Source organism: Bartonella sp. B10834G3 (assembly GCF_016102505.1).
GTDB classification, from domain to species: Bacteria; Pseudomonadota; Alphaproteobacteria; order Rhizobiales; family Rhizobiaceae; genus Bartonella; species Bartonella choladocola.
In genome coordinates, this window is record NZ_JACFOM010000002.1 from 106,470 (window position 1) to 122,860 (window position 16,391).

General features: G+C 46.5%; 15 protein-coding genes. All 15 read left to right on the forward strand.

What is annotated here, in order from left to right:
- Positions 1-96 precede the first annotated feature (96 nt).
- The 15 genes from tpiA to H3S94_RS05960 all read left to right on the forward strand — a co-directional run bounded on the left by tpiA (position 97) and on the right by H3S94_RS05960 (position 16,372).
- On the forward strand, positions 97-861 hold the full coding sequence (gene tpiA, locus H3S94_RS05890; RefSeq protein ID WP_077991807.1) for a triose-phosphate isomerase: 765 nt from the start codon (positions 97-99) through the stop codon (positions 859-861).
- Between the two features lie 81 nt (positions 862-942).
- A complete protein-coding gene (gene secG, locus H3S94_RS05895; protein WP_198230969.1) occupies positions 943-1,410 on the forward strand; it encodes a preprotein translocase subunit SecG in 468 nt (155 codons plus the stop codon).
- Between the two features lie 795 nt (positions 1,411-2,205).
- A complete protein-coding gene (locus H3S94_RS05900) occupies positions 2,206-2,838 on the forward strand; it encodes a L,D-transpeptidase (RefSeq protein WP_077994506.1) in 633 nt (210 codons plus the stop codon).
- Between the two features lie 288 nt (positions 2,839-3,126).
- On the forward strand, positions 3,127-4,755 hold the full coding sequence (locus tag H3S94_RS05905; RefSeq protein ID WP_077994508.1) for a CTP synthase: 1,629 nt from the start codon (positions 3,127-3,129) through the stop codon (positions 4,753-4,755).
- A 532-nt stretch (positions 4,756-5,287) separates the two neighbouring features.
- Entirely contained in the window at positions 5,288-6,121 is an 834-nt protein-coding gene (gene kdsA, locus H3S94_RS05910; RefSeq protein ID WP_077991810.1) for a 3-deoxy-8-phosphooctulonate synthase, read from the forward strand.
- A 91-nt stretch (positions 6,122-6,212) separates the two neighbouring features.
- Positions 6,213-7,487: a phosphopyruvate hydratase gene (eno, locus tag H3S94_RS05915; protein ID WP_077991811.1), complete on the forward strand. Its 1,275-nt coding sequence runs from the start codon at positions 6,213-6,215 to the stop codon at positions 7,485-7,487.
- Positions 7,488-7,692: 205 nt separating this feature from the next.
- Positions 7,693-8,103 (forward strand): TM2 domain-containing protein, encoded by a 411-nt coding sequence (locus tag H3S94_RS05920; protein ID WP_198230970.1) that lies wholly within the window; start codon positions 7,693-7,695, stop codon positions 8,101-8,103.
- A gap of 310 nt (positions 8,104-8,413) precedes the next feature.
- Entirely contained in the window at positions 8,414-8,743 is a 330-nt protein-coding gene (locus H3S94_RS05925) for a septum formation initiator family protein (protein WP_077991813.1), read from the forward strand.
- 129 nt (positions 8,744-8,872) lie between these two features.
- Positions 8,873-9,913, forward strand: a complete 1,041-nt coding sequence (gene pdhA / locus H3S94_RS05930) for a pyruvate dehydrogenase (acetyl-transferring) E1 component subunit alpha (protein ID WP_077991815.1) — start codon at positions 8,873-8,875, stop codon at positions 9,911-9,913.
- A gap of 17 nt (positions 9,914-9,930) precedes the next feature.
- The gene (locus tag H3S94_RS05935; protein WP_198240549.1) at positions 9,931-11,328 is read left to right on the forward strand and encodes a pyruvate dehydrogenase complex E1 component subunit beta; all 1,398 of its coding nucleotides are present in this window, start codon (positions 9,931-9,933) and stop codon (positions 11,326-11,328) included.
- Between the two features lie 13 nt (positions 11,329-11,341).
- Positions 11,342-12,736, forward strand: coding sequence for a pyruvate dehydrogenase complex dihydrolipoamide acetyltransferase (locus H3S94_RS05940; protein WP_198240550.1), 1,395 nt, complete (start codon positions 11,342-11,344; stop codon positions 12,734-12,736).
- 2 nt (positions 12,737-12,738) lie between these two features.
- Positions 12,739-13,311, forward strand: coding sequence for a hypothetical protein (locus tag H3S94_RS05945; RefSeq protein WP_198240551.1), 573 nt, complete (start codon positions 12,739-12,741; stop codon positions 13,309-13,311).
- Between the two features lie 93 nt (positions 13,312-13,404).
- Positions 13,405-14,865: a dihydrolipoyl dehydrogenase gene (gene lpdA / locus H3S94_RS05950; protein WP_198240552.1), complete on the forward strand. Its 1,461-nt coding sequence runs from the start codon at positions 13,405-13,407 to the stop codon at positions 14,863-14,865.
- Between the two features lie 73 nt (positions 14,866-14,938).
- Entirely contained in the window at positions 14,939-15,907 is a 969-nt protein-coding gene (lipA, locus tag H3S94_RS05955) for a lipoyl synthase (protein ID WP_077991821.1), read from the forward strand.
- Positions 15,908-15,910: 3 nt separating this feature from the next.
- Entirely contained in the window at positions 15,911-16,372 is a 462-nt protein-coding gene (locus H3S94_RS05960; RefSeq protein ID WP_198240553.1) for a type II toxin-antitoxin system RatA family toxin, read from the forward strand.
- Positions 16,373-16,391: the final 19 nt, after the last annotated feature.

Here is a 16,391-nt window from a genome sequence, read left to right on the forward strand (position 1 = left end):
CGCGCAATATGCAAGGTTTAAGACTTGCTTTAATGGTGCAATTTGTTAGTTAAGGCGATTAATGCGCCGTTTTAAGACTGTTATTGAGGTAAAATCATGACACCGAATGTTCGACCGCTTGTTGCAGGAAATTGGAAAATGAACGGAACCGGCGAATCTCTCGCCGAATTACGGGCTATATCCGCCGGTGTCAATTCGGATTTCGGCCGGCTGTTCGAGGCACTTATTTGTGTGCCCGCCACGTTATTGTCACGTGCGGCCGACAGCCTTGATGGCGAAAAGCTTCGTCTCGGCGGCGAGGATTGCCACACTGCAGACTTTGGTGCGCATACCGGCGATATTTCGGCTCCGATGCTCAAGGAAGCCGGTGCAAGTTATGTCATTGTCGGTCACTCGGAACGGCGCAATGACCATCACGAGACAGATGAACTCGTTCGTCAGAAAGCCGAAGCAGCTTGGCGTGCCGGAATGGTTGCCATCATCTGTGTCGGTGAAAAGCTGGAAGAACGTCAAAGTGGCAAAACACTCGATATTATCAAGAAACAATTGGCCGGTTCTGTTCCCGATGGTGCTACACCGCAAAATACTGTGATAGCCTATGAACCCGTTTGGGCAATCGGCACAGGTAAAACTCCAACAGCCGAAGATGTGGGTGAAGTCCACAAATTTATGCGTGATGAACTGGTGGCACGCTTTGGTCAGTCCGGACTGCTCTTCCGTCTCCTTTACGGCGGATCGGTAAAACCGTCCAATGCAGTCGAACTTTTAGGTGTTGAAAACGTGGACGGTGCGTTGATTGGCGGCGCAAGCTTGAAAGCGAGCGATTTTTTGGCAATTTGCAGTGCTTATCGTAAATTATAACTAAAGTTTTTCATTGCACCTCTTGGAATATGTGTAATTTGCGTGTAAAGAGCGGCGAACAGTAACATCAGAGCAGAGCTTATGCAGACAGTATTGATTGTCATCCACCTTTTAATTGTCATTGCACTTGTCGGCGTTGTGTTAATTCAACGTTCGGAGGGTGGTGGTCTCGGTATTGGTGGCGGTTCCGGTTTCATGACTGCACGCGGCACAAAAAATGCGTTGACGCGTTTAACTGCGATTCTGGCTATCTGCTTTTTTGCGACATCTATCGCGCTGGTGGTGCTGGATAGTGTCTCCAAACCTGGCGCCGATATTATCAACCGTATTCCGGTGAATGATGCAAAAACACCTGTAGAGAATGCACCGTCAACCGGAACCGGACAAGCACCTGCCGACAATTCAAAAGAACCGACGATTTTTGAACAGCTCGGCGGCAAGGATGGAAACAGCAGCGAGAACAGCTCGCAGCCTCAAAACAGCACAGGAACGCCGGCAGAACAGAATCCGGTTCCTCAACAACCGGAAAATCCCGTTCCGAATAATTGATGGCAGGAATATTTCTGTTTCCGGTTTTTCGTAAAAAATTCAAAAAGAGCGTTTTCGCTCTTTTTGCATAGTGGTGATTTTGTGCGGTACTGAATTTTTTTAAGGATTATGCCTTTTTACGAGGTTCGATTTTGAATATCCGGAGATAATCTTTCTGTTTGATCCCGAACCTTTAACAATCAAAACATTACTGCAATTGCCAAATCATATAAAATAAATCATATGGCAAATTGTGTTTCGGCTTGTATTCGTTCACTAATGCAGCAGATCGGCTAAATGTTATCATTAACCTATTCTAAAAGATTCTGTTAACGAGGTCCTGTGACAAAAGGATTGGGCGCTCCTATTGAGGAGGTGCGGGGAAAACAATAGACATGTGTGAAACATGCCGGTTCAAAATAGAAGACTTTTAAAGTTGAAAACCGAAAAATAGGCAGCAAAAGAGGAGGGGCGTGCAATACCAAGGTGAAAGGTTCGAGAAATCAAGATGAAAAGGTTCGAGAAATTTCTTCCAAATGATTGAAATTGGTTGTTATTTTGTAACGATCAAGAAAATTCGTTGAAGTCTTTCACTATCGGCAAAATGTTTGTCAAAATAGAGCGCTCTATGCACGTTTTGAATCATTCTTAAAAATGTGTTGCATTGCTGCCATAGCAATTCATCATCTTTTATTTCACCACTTGAAAAAGATTGAGAAGATACGAAATTGGTCGTATGGAAAGGGCAATTGTATTGCAAAGCTTTTTGTATTGCAAAAGAACCTTTCAAATCTTCGTCGCGGAATTGAGCTTGAAATGAACCACCGTTTATTGATTGCCGGTTTGTCCGGCTTGTTTTTTTTGTCGGGCAATGTTGCCTTTTCAGAAGAAATCGCTGATAGCAATGATGCAGATAGCGCGCAAGTTGCTTCTATCGCTCCTGTCGGACATGTGCAGATACCATCTGTAAAAAGCTATAATGTTCCGGAAAAATATCGTCCGCAGACAGTATCATTTTCTGGCTATAAGCCCGGCACAATCGTAATTGATCCTAAAAACTATTTTCTTTACCTGATCGAAACGCCAACGACAGCAAGACGCTATGGAATTGCCGTCGGTAAAATCGGTCTACAGTTTAAAGGAACTGCGAATATACGTTTCAAACGGGAATGGCCACGCTGGATTCCGACAAAAGACATGGTAAAACGCAGTCCGGAACATTATGCAAAATTTGCCAATGGTATGGATGGTGGGCCAGGAAATCCGCTCGGCGCACGTGCTCTTTATCTTTGGCAGGGTGATAAAGACACCTATATCCGTATTCATGGAACAGTGCAGCCGTGGACAATCGGCTCCTCGGCGTCAAACGGTTGTTTCCGTATGATTAATGATGATGTCCTTGATCTTTATGATCGTGTCGATGTCGGCACAGAAGTCGTTGTGCTGTAACTTGACAGAATGAAAAAGTTCAAAGCCCCGTATATGACGGGGCTTTTTTATTGAATGAATACAATTGGTTGAAGTGAAAATATGAATCATTTCGTTAGCTTTTCTTCGACCGGTTGTTGAAGTTTGTCTTTTGGTTCTCATTATAAAATGCTTTAAGACGGAACTGTCAGGAACGCTATTTCAATCCTTTAAAGGGATTTGAAAACGAAATGCAAAAGACAGAAAATTTGCATAAAACCCAATTTTTTGCTGGAAGAATCATCAATGAACAGTTATCTCCATAAGCCCATGGCACGATATGTTTTTATTACTGGTGGCGTGGTTTCTTCCCTTGGAAAAGGCATTGCCGCAGCAGCTTTAGCTGCATTGTTACAGGCTCGCGGGTACCGTGTGAGGATTCGCAAGCTCGACCCTTATCTCAACGTTGATCCGGGCACGATGTCACCTTACCAACATGGTGAAGTCTTCGTGACAGATGACGGAGCCGAAACCGATCTTGATCTCGGACATTACGAGCGTTTTACCGGCCGTTCTGCCAATAAGCAGGATAACATCACGACCGGCCGGATTTATCGGAATATCATCGAACGCGAGCGGCGCGGCGACTATCTCGGTGCGACAGTTCAAGTCATTCCTCATGTTACCGATGAAATTAAAAATTTCATCATGGAAGGAAATGAAAATTACGATTTCGTTTTGTGCGAAATCGGCGGCACTGTCGGTGATATTGAAGCGATGCCGTTTCTGGAAGCAATCCGGCAGCTTCATAATGAATTGCCTCCCCATACAACGGTTTATATGCATCTCACATTGATGCCCTATATTCCGGCTGCCGGTGAATTGAAAACCAAACCGACACAACATTCGGTAAGGGAATTGCAATCGGTTGGTATCGCACCGGATATTTTGTTGGTTCGTGCCGATCGTCCTATTCCGGAATCGGAGCGTCGCAAGCTTTCACTCTTTTGCAATGTCCGCCCGTCGGCAGTTATTCAGGCACTTGATGTCGATACGATTTACGATGTCCCGATCGCCTATCATCGCGAGGGGCTTGACTCGGAAGTGCTTGCTGCCTTCGGAATTGATCCTGCACCCGAACCGAAAATGGATCAGTGGGTTGAAATCAACCGTCGGCTTCATAATCCGGAAGGTGAAGTGACGATTGCGGTTGTCGGTAAATATACCGGCTTGAAAGATGCCTATAAGTCGTTGAATGAAGCTTTGACGCATGGTGGCCTTGCCAATAAGGTCAAGGTCAATCTCGAATGGATAGAATCGGAAATTTTTGAAAAAGAAGATCCGGCTCCTTATCTGGAGAAAGTTCACGGCATTCTTGTTCCGGGTGCTTTCGGGGAACGTGGTGCCGAAGGCAAGATTATGGCAATCCGTTTTGCCCGCGAACGTAAAGTTCCATTCTTCGGTATATGTTTCGGTATGCAAATGGCCTGTATTGAAGCTGCGCGAAATCTTGTCGGCATCAAGAATGCGTCTTCCACCGAATTTGGTCCGACCGATGAACCGGTGGTCGGTCTGATGACAGAATGGCTTAAAGGAAATGATCTCGAAAAACGTGCCGAGTCAGGAAATCTTGGCGGCACGATGCGTCTGGGTGCTTATGAAGCCATTTTGAAGGAAGATAGTGCTATTGCAAAGATTTACGGCAAAACCGATATTTTCGAGCGTCATCGTCATCGCTACGAGGTCAATATAGACTATAAGGAAAGGCTCGAAAATTGCGGCCTGATTTTTTCCGGCATGTCACCGGATGGTGTCTTGCCGGAAACGATAGAATATCAAGATCATCCCTGGTTTATAGGCGTTCAGTATCATCCGGAATTGAAATCTCGTCCGTTTGAGCCACATCCGCTTTTTGCCTCCTTTATCAAGGCTGCAATGGTACAAAGCCGATTGGTATAACCGAAGCTTGTAGTTTCAAAAATTTCAAGCCTTGCAAATTGCGCCGGATGCGCATTTGCAAGGCTTTTTGTTGCGCCGGTCTCAGGCTTCAGCCGATCAAAATAATCGAAATTTTCATGGTGTTCAAAAACTGTTTTCCGTATGGAAAATGCCGGTTTCGGGTTCGGCTTTATAACGGGTCTTTTAGCAAGACGTTTTGAAAATTTAAAATTCGGGAAAGGTTCGATCGAACTGTCGCAATAATGGCTTCCAACCGGCATAAATTCCTACTGGCATAACTTCCAACCGGTATAACTTCCAATTGGCATAACTCTCAAATCGTTATGGCCGATCACATATTATTAATAGCCCCCATTATCGGAGCTTTTCATAAATAAAAAAATTCATAAGGTTGAAACAGAATTTTTTTGGGAAAGAGTTTTCAGCTTTTCAGGACTGTTCCGAAACAATGATATTGAACAGTTCGGGTTTTATAAGGTAAGGTCTGACAATCAGTAAAGATCATGTCAAAATGACTGGATTAGAGGATCAAATGACAAAACCGAATAGCACTGTCACCGTGGGTAATGTTAAATTTTCCAATAGTGCGCCCCTTTCAATTATTGCCGGCCCTTGCCAGATGGAAAGCCGCGAGCACGCTTTCGATATGGCAGGCAAGATCAAGGAGATTACAGAAAAACTGGGCATCGGTTTTGTTTATAAATCAAGTTTTGACAAGGCCAATCGTACATCGCTCAATAGCAAGCGTGGCATTGGTCTTGAAAAGGCAATGGATATTTTTGACGATTTGAAGCGGGAATTCAAAGTTCCGGTTTTGACCGATATTCATACAGAAGAACAATGTGCAATTGTTGCCCCCCATGTCGATGTGTTGCAAATACCCGCTTTTCTTTGCAGACAAACCGACCTGTTGATTGCTGCTGCCAAAACAGGGCGCGTTATCAATGTCAAGAAAGGCCAGTTTCTCGCCCCGTGGGATATGAAAAATGTGCTGGCGAAAATTACCGAAAGCGGAAATCCGAATGTGATGGCTTGTGAAAGAGGTGTTTCTTTCGGTTATAACACATTGATCTCGGATATGCGTGCACTCCCGATCATGGCGCAATTCGGTTCTCCGGTCATTTTTGATGCGACACATTCTGTCCAGCAACCGGGCGGGCAGGGCACATCTTCGGGAGGACAACGCGAATTTGTTGAAACACTTGCACGTGCAGCTGTCGCAGTCGGTGTAGCAGGTGTCTTTCTTGAAACGCATCAGGATCCCGACCATGCGCCGTCTGACGGACCGAATATGGTCAAGCTTGAAAACCTGCCACATCTGCTTGAAACATTAATGGCATTTGACCGGCTGGCAAAAAAACTTTAATCGATTTTATAAGGCAATGGGTATTCCCTCATAAAGAGAGTTTGTCTATTCATTGAAAAATAACGAACCCTGAACGGGAAGGAAACGTGAGATGACTGCAATTGTAGATATTGTTGGCCGTGAAATTCTGGATAGTCGTGGAAATCCGACTGTTGAAGTCGATGTTGTGTTGGAAGATGGTGCATTTGGTCGGGCTGCTGTTCCCTCAGGCGCATCGACCGGTGCCCATGAGGCTGTCGAATTGCGCGATGGTGGCTCTCGCTATCAAGGCAAAGGGGTCGAAAAAGCCGTAAGTGCAGTCAACGGTGAAATTCTTCAGGAACTCGGTGGTCTCGACGCAGAAGATCAAATTGCGCTTGATGAGGCGATGATTGCTCTTGATGGTACGCCGAACAAGTCACGTCTTGGAGCCAATGCGATTCTCGGTGTTTCTTTGGCAGCGGCCAAAGCGGCAGCAAATTCTGCCGGTCTTCCGCTTTATCGCTATGTTGGCGGCACACAAGCCCATTTGATGCCGACACCGATGATGAATATTATTAATGGCGGCGTTCATGCCGATAACCCGATCGATTTTCAGGAATTCATGATTTTGCCGGTCGGTGCACCCACAATCAAGGAAGCCGTACGTTACGGGGCAGAAATCTTTCATACATTGAAAAAACGTTTGAAAGATGCAGGTCTTAACACCAATGTCGGTGACGAGGGCGGTTTTGCTCCCAATCTCAAGAGTGCAGAAGCAGCACTCGAATTTATTGTGGAATCGATCAAAGCCGCCGGTTACAAACCGGGTGAACAGGTTGCGCTCGGTCTTGATTGTGCGTCATCGGAATTTTACAAAAACGGATCATATGTTTATTCGGGCGAAGGCAAAACACGCAATGCCGAACAACAGGCCGATTATCTGGAAAAGCTCATTTCCGATTTTCCGATTATTACAATCGAAGACGGTATGGCCGAAGACGACTGGGATGGCTGGAAAATTCTGACCGATCGCATCGGCAAAAAGTGCCAACTCGTTGGTGACGATTTGTTTGTGACCAATTCTGCACGTTTGCGCGATGGTATCAAAATGGGTGTTGCCAATTCTTTGCTCGTCAAAGTCAACCAGATTGGTACTTTGAGTGAAACGCTCGATGCTGTCGAAACCGCCCATAAGGCCGGCTATACGGCTATTATGTCCCACCGTTCGGGAGAGACCGAGGATTCGACCATAGCCGATCTCGCAGTTGCCACCAATTGCGGCCAGATCAAGACAGGCTCTCTTGCCCGTTCCGACCGGCTTGCCAAATATAATCAATTGATAAGAATTGAAGAAGAGCTTGGTTCTCAGGCACGTTATGCCGGTATTTCGGCTTTTCGTATCTGATTGAAAAATGGCTTTACCAATTTTGATTTTCAAGAGCGGGCATGATGCCCGCTTTTTTTGCGTTTTTGAGACTCGTTTTTTCAAGTTTGTTACTTATTTAATCGGGTAATTCCAACTCATCGGATTTGAATTTAAAAAAGTGCAAAATTGATTGCCGATCAGATTGGTGATTTTGCAACTTGTCACGCAAAGATCAGGAGTTTTCATGCGCGGTTCGATTATAAGCTACAACAGGAACAAAGGTCTTATTTCGGGATTTGACGGCAACCGATATGAATTTTCGCGGCTTGACTGGCACGGCAAGGGGGAACCTTCCGAGGGACGGGAAGTCGATTTTGTTGCTGAAGGCGTTTTTGCGAAAAATATATTCCCGTTGCGAACCGACAGCAAGCATTCAAAAGTTGTTCTGGCAATCGTTTGCTGGTTTTTCGGGATTTTCGGTGTACATCGTTTTATGGTCGGAAAAATTGGCACAGGCGTGTTGATGCTTCTTCTCACAATCACGGTTTTCGGTTCGATCATCTCCCTGATCTGGACAATTATAGACTTTATCGTGATTCTTATGGGAAAATTCAAAGACAAAGATGGAAACCCGATTACGAGCGAATATCTTTAAGCCAATCGTTTCCGATAAATGGATGAACGCCGGAAAGGGCAGGAATTTTTGTCATGATCGGATATAGCTCAGGGTTAATTTCGGCTTTTCATTCTCTAACCGGAAAATAGGAGAGCATTGTTTCTTCGTGACCAAACATTCATTTATTGTGATCGGGTATTTGCCTGCGAGCAATTGCTTTGCGTTTTGATAATGGCAGGGGGGGCGCGATATTTCAGTTTGTTTTGTTTTTTCGGAATTTAGTCTTCCGGTAATCTATCTTTAATCAAAATCGTGCATGACTGATAGCAGCTCGACAGGAAAGAATATGATGTGGACAAAACAGAAACGCAGATCAATCAAGGGGCGATTTATATTGCCGCTTATGACAATTGGTGTGCTCAGCTATTTTGGCTACCACATTTATCACGGTGAATATGGATTATATTCGCGCGTCAAAGTAGAACAGCATATTGATAGTCTCAATAACGAGCTGAAATCTCTTGAAGAGCAACGTAAAGGAATTGAAAAAAAGGTTTCACTTTTAAAAGACGGGCATATCGAACGCGATATGCTTGATGAATATGCCCGTAAAAATTTAAATCTTTCCAAGCCGAATGAATTTGTTATCCTGACGGGTCAAGGTGATCTGTCAAAATAAAAAAATTCTGTTCATTTCTTAAAAAACAATCATATCAATATTTTACACCACGTTTTACAAACATTTATAGTGCTTGTATGTTCGGCGGGGAAAGCGTATTTTTTAAAACACCAATTAAGGGAGTTTAATATGGCAGCACGGGCTAAAAAAACTTCTGCGAAAAAGACGCAGACCGTATTAACCAATACCGCCAGATCACCTGAGCCGGCGGAATTTACCAAAGAAGAAGAACTTCAGTTTTATCACGATATGCTTTTAATCCGACGGTTTGAAGAAAAAGCCGGTCAGCTTTATGGCATGGGCGTTATCGGCGGCTTCTGCCATCTCTATATCGGGCAAGAAGCGGTGGTAACCGGCACAGTCAAAGCGATCAAGGAAGGCGATCAGGTTATTACTTCCTATCGCGATCATGGTCATATGCTGGCAACAGGTATGAACCCCCGCGGTGTCATGGCTGAACTCGCCGGTCGCAAAGACGGCTTTTCCAAAGGGAAGGGCGGTTCGATGCATATGTTTTCCAAGGAAAAGAACTTTTTTGGCGGGCATGGCATTGTCGGAGCGCAGGTGCCGATCGGAACGGGTTTGGCGTTCTCCAACAAATATTTGGGACGCGACAATGTAACGCTTGTCTATTTCGGTGACGGTGCGGCCAATCAGGGGCAGGTCTATGAAAGCTTCAATATGGCTTCGCTATGGAAACTTCCTGTCGTTTACGTGATCGAAAACAACCAATATGCAATGGGAACGGCAGTTTCTCGTGCTTCTGCCGAGACCGATTTTTCACGTCGTGGTTTGTCTTTTGAAATTCCCGGCTATGTTGTCGATGGTATGGACGTTTGCGCTGTAAAATCGGCAGCCGATGAGGCCGTCGCCTGGGCACGTTCAGGCAAAGGCCCGATTATTCTTGACATGCAAACTTACCGTTATCGCGGCCACTCGATGTCGGATCCGGCAAAATACCGCACCAAGGAAGAAGTTGAAAAAGTCAAGACCGAACATGATCCGATCAATCAGGTGAAGAACCGTTGTATTAAAAAGGGTTGGGCAACCGAAGACGAACTGAAAGAGATTGACAAAAAGGTTCGTGCTGTTGTTGCCGATGCAGCAGACTTTGCGGAAAACGATCCTGAACCGGATGTTTCCGAACTCTATACCGATGTTCTTCTTTAATAGCGAGGAAAGCGACTATGTCTATTGATATCTTGATGCCGGCGCTTTCGCCCACAATGGAAGAAGGCAAAATTTCAAAATGGGTCAAAAAGGAAGGCGATAAAGTCGAAGCCGGTGATGTTATTGCCGAAATCGAGACCGATAAAGCAACGATGGAAGTCGATGCTGCCGATGAAGGAACAATCGGCAAGATTCTTGTTCCGGAAGGAACAGAGGGTGTGAAAGTCAATACGCCTATTGCGGTTCTGCTGGAAGATGGTGAAACAGCAGCAGACATTAAAAATGCGGTTAATCCTGCAAAAGAAGCGGCTCCCAAAGCACCGCAGCCTGCTGCACCTGCTCAAGCTGCGCCAGCCGCGTCTGTTGCGGCAGCGCCGAAACCTTCGCAACCTGTTGTCCAGTCCGATCCGGATATTCCGGCAGGAACAGAAATGGTCAAAATGACGGTTCGTGAAGCTTTGAATGAAGCTTTGGCAGAAGAAATGCGCCGTGATGACAAGGTTTTTCTGATTGGCGAAGAAGTTGCGCAATATCAGGGTGCTTATAAGGTCAGTCAGGGGCTGCTTGATGAATTCGGCGCACGACGTGTCATTGATACGCCAATTACCGAACAGGGATTTGCCGGTCTTGGCGTTGGGGCGGCTTTTGGTGGCTTGCGTCCGGTTGTTGAATTCATGACGTTCAATTTTGCGATGCAGGCAATTGACCAGATTATAAATTCTGCTGCCAAGACACATTATATGTCGGGCGGACAGATGCACGCACCGATGGTTTTCCGTGGCCCGAATGGAGCGGCTTCGCGCGTTGGTGCGCAGCATTCCCAGTGCTATGCTTCGTGGTATAGTCATGTGCCGGGCTTGAAGGTTATCATGCCTTATACTGCCGCAGATGCAAAAGGTCTTCTAAAAGCTGCAATCCGCGATGATAATCCGGTCATTTTCCTTGAAAACGAATTGCTTTACGGCCATCAATTCGATGTACCGAAGCTGGATGATTTTGTTTTGCCGATAGGAAAAGCCCGTATCCATAAGGCCGGTAACGATGTTACGATCGTCGGTATGGGCATGGGAATGAATTATGCAGTTGAAGCATTGCCTGAATTCGAGAAACTCGGAATTGATGTCGAGTTGATCGATTTGAGGACAGTTCGTCCTATGGATTTGCCGACCATTATCGAATCGGTGAAGAAAACCGGTCGTCTGGTAACCATCGAAGAAGGTTTCCCGCAATCATCTGTCGGAACTGAAATTGCTACCCGTGTGATGCAGCAGGCATTTGATTATCTTGATGCACCGATTGCCACAATTGCCGGCAAGGACGTTCCGATGCCTTATGCGGCGAATCTCGAAAAGCTTGCCTTGCCGAGCGTTGCCGAGGTCGTCGATGCGGTAAAATCTGTCACTTACAAAGCCTGAAGGAGATTGCACTATGGCTATTAAAATTACGATGCCGGCGCTTTCTCCGACTATGGAAGAAGGAACTTTGTCAAAGTGGGACATCAAAGTCGGAGATAAGGTTTCCCCCGGTGATACAGTTGCCGAAATTGAAACCGATAAAGCAACGATGGAAGTGGACGCGGCAGACGAGGGAACGCTTGCAAAAATCGTTGTTCCTGCCGGCACACAAGGCGTGAAAGTCAATGCATTGATCGGTATTCTGGCGGAAGATGGTGAAAGTGCCGAGGATGCTATTAAAGCGATTGAAGATGAGGAAAAGAAACAGGCTTCATCTTCTCCGGCAGCCGCACAACCGGCTTCTCCTGCTGCTGCCCCGCAGAAAGCCGATGCGAGCGCGCCTGTTGCCGCAGCTACCAGTCCAAATCCCACTCCGGCAACTGCTGTGCCTCCGGCTTCCAAAGCTCCGGTGACAGACAAAGGAAACCGGATTTTCGCTTCCCCGTTGGCTCGCCGGCTTGCAAAACAAAACGGGCTTCAACTGGAGCTTATTTCGGGTACAGGACCGCATGGACGCATCATCAAACGCGATATTGATGCGGCATTGGCAAATGGTACCGGTAAGGCTGCGCCTGCGACTGCACAGGCTGTCGAAACTCCTGCTTCGGCCGGTAGCTCGTCGTCGGACGAACAGGTATTGAAGCTCTTCAATACCGACGAATACGAGATTGTTCCTCACGATGGTATGCGCAAAACCATTGCCAAACGTCTGGTTGAATCGAAACACACAGTTCCGCATTTTTATGTCACAATCGATTGCGAGCTTGATGCCTTGTTGAAATTGCGTGCCGAATTGAATGCGGCAGCTCCGATGGTTAAAACGAGTGCAGGCGAAAAACCGGCTTATAAACTTTCGGTCAATGATATGGTTATCAAGGCGACTGCGTTGGCACTTAAAGCCGTTCCGGATGCCAATGTTTCGTGGCTTGATAGTGGTATGATGCGCCATAAATTTGTGGATGTCGGGGTCGCCGTTTCCATTCCGAACGGCTTGATTACTCCGATCATCAAACATGCCGAGGAAAAATCGCTTTCGACGATTTCCAATGCAATGAAAGATTTGGCAAAACGGGCGCGCGAACGCAAGTTGAAACCCGAAGAATATCAGGGTGGAACAACTGCCGTTTCCAATATGGGGATGTATGGTGTCAAAGATTTCTGCGCTATTATCAACCCACCACATGCAACGATCTTTGCGATCGGTGCAGGTGAACAGCGTGCTGTTGTCAAAAACGGTGCATTGGCTATTGCCACTGTGATGTCGGTTACATTATCAACCGACCACCGCGCAGTAGACGGTGCACTCGCAGCAGAACTCGCACAAGCCTTCAAAAAGTTCATTGAAAACCCGATGAGCATGTTGGTGTAATAATGAAAAAAACTGTTCCGGCTTATGGAGATACCCTGTCACGGGGATTAAATCCGATAAACCAAACACGTCACGCAAACGAAATTCGTTGGCCCCGTGTGCCGGAACAGCAATTTGAAGGTTCGGTTGAAGTTGTAGAGGCGGCATTGTGCAGATGCATGAATTGTTTCAGCGATACAACTTCAATCGGAGTTCGTGATGGTTCGACGAGATTTCCCAGGGTTTCAGGCTTTGGCTGGCCGCTTGATCTCGGAATGATTATGCTTGCAACAAATGACGTGAAAACATGTGTTGCAAGAAAAAGAGTGGCAGCAAGTGAAGGAATGGAAAGACCGGCTGAAAACGTCCGCTCCCGTTCTCATCCATTGCAAAGCGAACCATCGAAAATTATTTTTGTTTCGCCACTTCATGCGGCAGAAACAATCCATCCCTTGCGTAGCGGGCTTTTTAACGGCACTGTTGCCAAATCGGGAAAGCCCGCAAGTTTCTCACCGGATATTGCTGACGAGATGGAATGTGCCTTCTTCGACGCGGCGTCTGTCCCTCTTGTGTCACCACTTGATGGTGTGCATTGATGAAAACAACACAAAAGCAATTGGCAAAGGGCTTCAACCATTGGTGCATGTCGTTCCCGGCCTCTCGCTCTATCTTTCCCCATGGAGGAAAAATTGGCAAATTCGTATGATGTTATTGTTATAGGTTCTGGCCCCGGCGGATATGTGACCGCAATCCGTTCAGCACAATTAGGCTTTAAAACTGCAATTGTCGAACGCGAACACCTCGGAGGCATCTGTCTTAATTGGGGATGTATCCCGACAAAAGCACTGCTTAGAACAGCAGAAATCAAGCATTTTAGCGAACATGCCAAAGATTATGGTTTGAAACTCAATGGTTCGATCGAAGCGGATATAAAGGATGTTGTCCAGCGTTCCCGCAATGTTTCTGCCCGCCTTAATGCAGGTGTCGGCTATTTGATGAAGAAGAACAAGATTGATGTTATCTGGGGTGAAGCCAAGCTGACAAAGGCCGCGACAGACGGTGGACTTGGCGAAATCGTCGTCGGAAAAATAACCAAAAAAATTATGCAGCCACAAAACCCGATTCCAAAGGGTACTTTGGGCGAGGGGACATATCAGGCCAAACATATTATTGTCGCAACCGGCGCGCGTCCGCGCACTTTGCCCGGTATCGAACCCGACGGCAAACTGGTTTGGACCTATTTTGAGGCGATGGTTCCGGAAACCATGCCGAAATCCATTGTCGTTATGGGGTCGGGTGCTATCGGAATCGAATTTGCCTCCTTTTACCGTGATATGGGGGCGGAAGTTACGGTTGTTGAAATGATGCCGCAAATCATGCCGGTTGAAGATGCGGAAATTTCGGCTTTTGCCCGCAAGCAATTGGAGAAAAAGGGCATCCGGATTCTGACCGAAGCGAAAGTCTCGAAAATCGAGAAAACGTCCAATTCTGTGACAGCCCATATTGATATAAATGGCAAAACCGAGACAATCACTGCCGATCGTCTGATTTCTGCAGTCGGCGTGCAGGGCAATATAGAAAACATCGGACTGGAAGCGTTAGGAGTAAAAACCGAACGCGGCTGTGTTGTGATTGATGAATGGGGACGCACCAATGTCGCCGGTATTTATGCTATCGGTGATGTTGCCGGAGCACCGATGCTTGCCCATAAGGCTGAAGAAGAAGGCGTGATCTGTGTCGAGCATATTGCAGGGCTTGAAACAGCCGAACCGTTGGACAAGAGAAAGATTCCCGGTTGCACCTATTGCACACCGCAAGTTGCCTCGGTCGGGCTTACGGAAGCAAAGGCCAAGGCCGCAGGCTACGAGATAAGGGTCGGGCATTTTTCGTTCTCGGCAAACGGCAAGGCAATTGCCATGGGCGAGGATCAAGGAATTGTCAAAACCATATTTGACAAGAAAACCGGCCAATTGCTCGGTGCACATATGGTTGGTGCAGAAGTAACGGAATTGATTGAAGGTTTTGTAGTTGCTATGAATCTTGAAACCACCGAAGAAGAATTGATGCATACAGTCTTCCCTCATCCCACACTTTCGGAAATGATGAAGGAAAGTGTTCTGGATGCATATGGTCAGGTGTTGAACGCCTGACAAACATCAAGAAGTGAATTGCAATCTTGATGCTTATACTCCATATGAAGTGGGAAAGAGCGTGAGGTACTAAATGGTAACCGTTGTTGACACTTTATCGCAGAAGCGGGTACGGCATCCGGAGAAAGCCAATCGTCCGGATTCAGAGGTTCTGAAAAAACCTGACTGGATCAGGGTGAAGGCACCGTCGTTACGTGGGCAATATGCCGAAACCCGTCATATTGTTCGTGATAACAATCTGGTGACGGTTTGCGAAGAGGCCGGTTGTCCCAATGTGGGCGAATGCTGGACGCAGAGGCACGCAAGTTTCATGATTTTGGGTGCAATATGCACGCGCGCATGTGCTTTTTGTAATGTTGCAACCGGCATACCTCTTCCTGTTGACAAGGATGAACCGGAACGGGTTGCCGATGCAGTCAGACAAATGGCGCTCAAACATGTGGTTATCACCTCTGTTGATCGCGATGACCTTCCCGATGGCGGAGCCCAGCATTATGCCGATGTGATTCATGCGATCAGAAGAAAGTCACCTGGTACGACTATTGAAATTCTCACACCTGATTTCCGTCATAAGGAAGGCGCACTTGAAACTGTGGTAGCGGCCAAGCCGGATGTGTTTAACCATAATCTTGAAACCGTGCCGTCAAAGTATCTGACGGTGCGTCCGGGTGCGCGCTATTTTCATTCGATCAGACTTTTACAACGTGTCAAAGAACTTGACCCGTCGATCTTTACAAAGTCCGGTATTATGGTCGGACTCGGTGAAGAACGGAATGAAGTCCTTCAATTGATGGATGATTTGCGCTCCGCCGATGTTGATTTCATGACCATTGGCCAATATTTGCAGCCCACGCGTAAACATCATCCTGTTATCCGTTTTGTTACGCCGGAAGAGTTCAAATCCTATGCTATTATCGGCAAAACCAAGGGATTTCTTCATATGTCGTCAAGCCCGCTAACCCGTTCGTCACATCATGCGGGTGAAGATTTTGAAGCACTCAGAAAAGCGCGGGCGGAAAAACTGGCTCAAAAACGCGGATAAAGAATGCCGAAATTCAATACCCACCGGCAAGTCAAACATACCGATCTGGAGATGTTCAATCTCGTTTCGGATATTGAGTGCTATCCGGAATTTTTACCGATGTGTGAATCTCTCAATATCCGCTCACGTGAAGAACGGAGCGATAAAACATTGCTTACCGCCGATATGACTGTTGGCTATAAAATGATAAGGGAAACTTTTACCACTCAGGTTTTACTTAATCCCGCTGAAAGACGTATTGACGTACGTTATATTGATGGCCCCTTCCGTTATCTTGAAAACCGTTGGATATTCAAGCCGCTCGAAGACGGTAAATCATGCGATGTCGAATTCTATATCGATTACGAGTTCAAAAGCCGGATGCTTGGCGTGCTTATGGGCGCCATGTTCGATATTGCATTCAAACGCTTCACCGAAGCTTTTGAAGCGCGTGCCGATAAAATATATGGCTTGGCTCAAGCCTGATTATTTTATCAGCGCGGTT

Coding starts and splice junctions, on each gene's coding strand:
- H3S94_RS05960 (WP_198240553.1), top strand. CDS start 15,911: ATGCCGAAATTCAATACCCACCGGCAAGTCAAACATACCGATCTGGAG.
- secG (WP_198230969.1), top strand. CDS start 943: ATGCAGACAGTATTGATTGTCATCCACCTTTTAATTGTCATTGCACTT.
- eno (WP_077991811.1), top strand. CDS start 6,213: ATGACTGCAATTGTAGATATTGTTGGCCGTGAAATTCTGGATAGTCGT.
- H3S94_RS05940 (WP_198240550.1), top strand. CDS start 11,342: ATGGCTATTAAAATTACGATGCCGGCGCTTTCTCCGACTATGGAAGAA.
- H3S94_RS05900 (WP_077994506.1), top strand. CDS start 2,206: ATGAACCACCGTTTATTGATTGCCGGTTTGTCCGGCTTGTTTTTTTTG.
- H3S94_RS05935 (WP_198240549.1), top strand. CDS start 9,931: ATGTCTATTGATATCTTGATGCCGGCGCTTTCGCCCACAATGGAAGAA.
- H3S94_RS05920 (WP_198230970.1), top strand. CDS start 7,693: ATGCGCGGTTCGATTATAAGCTACAACAGGAACAAAGGTCTTATTTCG.
- H3S94_RS05905 (WP_077994508.1), top strand. CDS start 3,127: ATGGCACGATATGTTTTTATTACTGGTGGCGTGGTTTCTTCCCTTGGA.
- kdsA (WP_077991810.1), top strand. CDS start 5,288: ATGACAAAACCGAATAGCACTGTCACCGTGGGTAATGTTAAATTTTCC.
- tpiA (WP_077991807.1), top strand. CDS start 97: ATGACACCGAATGTTCGACCGCTTGTTGCAGGAAATTGGAAAATGAAC.
- H3S94_RS05945 (WP_198240551.1), top strand. CDS start 12,739: ATGAAAAAAACTGTTCCGGCTTATGGAGATACCCTGTCACGGGGATTA.
- H3S94_RS05925 (WP_077991813.1), top strand. CDS start 8,414: ATGTGGACAAAACAGAAACGCAGATCAATCAAGGGGCGATTTATATTG.
- pdhA (WP_077991815.1), top strand. CDS start 8,873: ATGGCAGCACGGGCTAAAAAAACTTCTGCGAAAAAGACGCAGACCGTA.
- lipA (WP_077991821.1), top strand. CDS start 14,939: ATGGTAACCGTTGTTGACACTTTATCGCAGAAGCGGGTACGGCATCCG.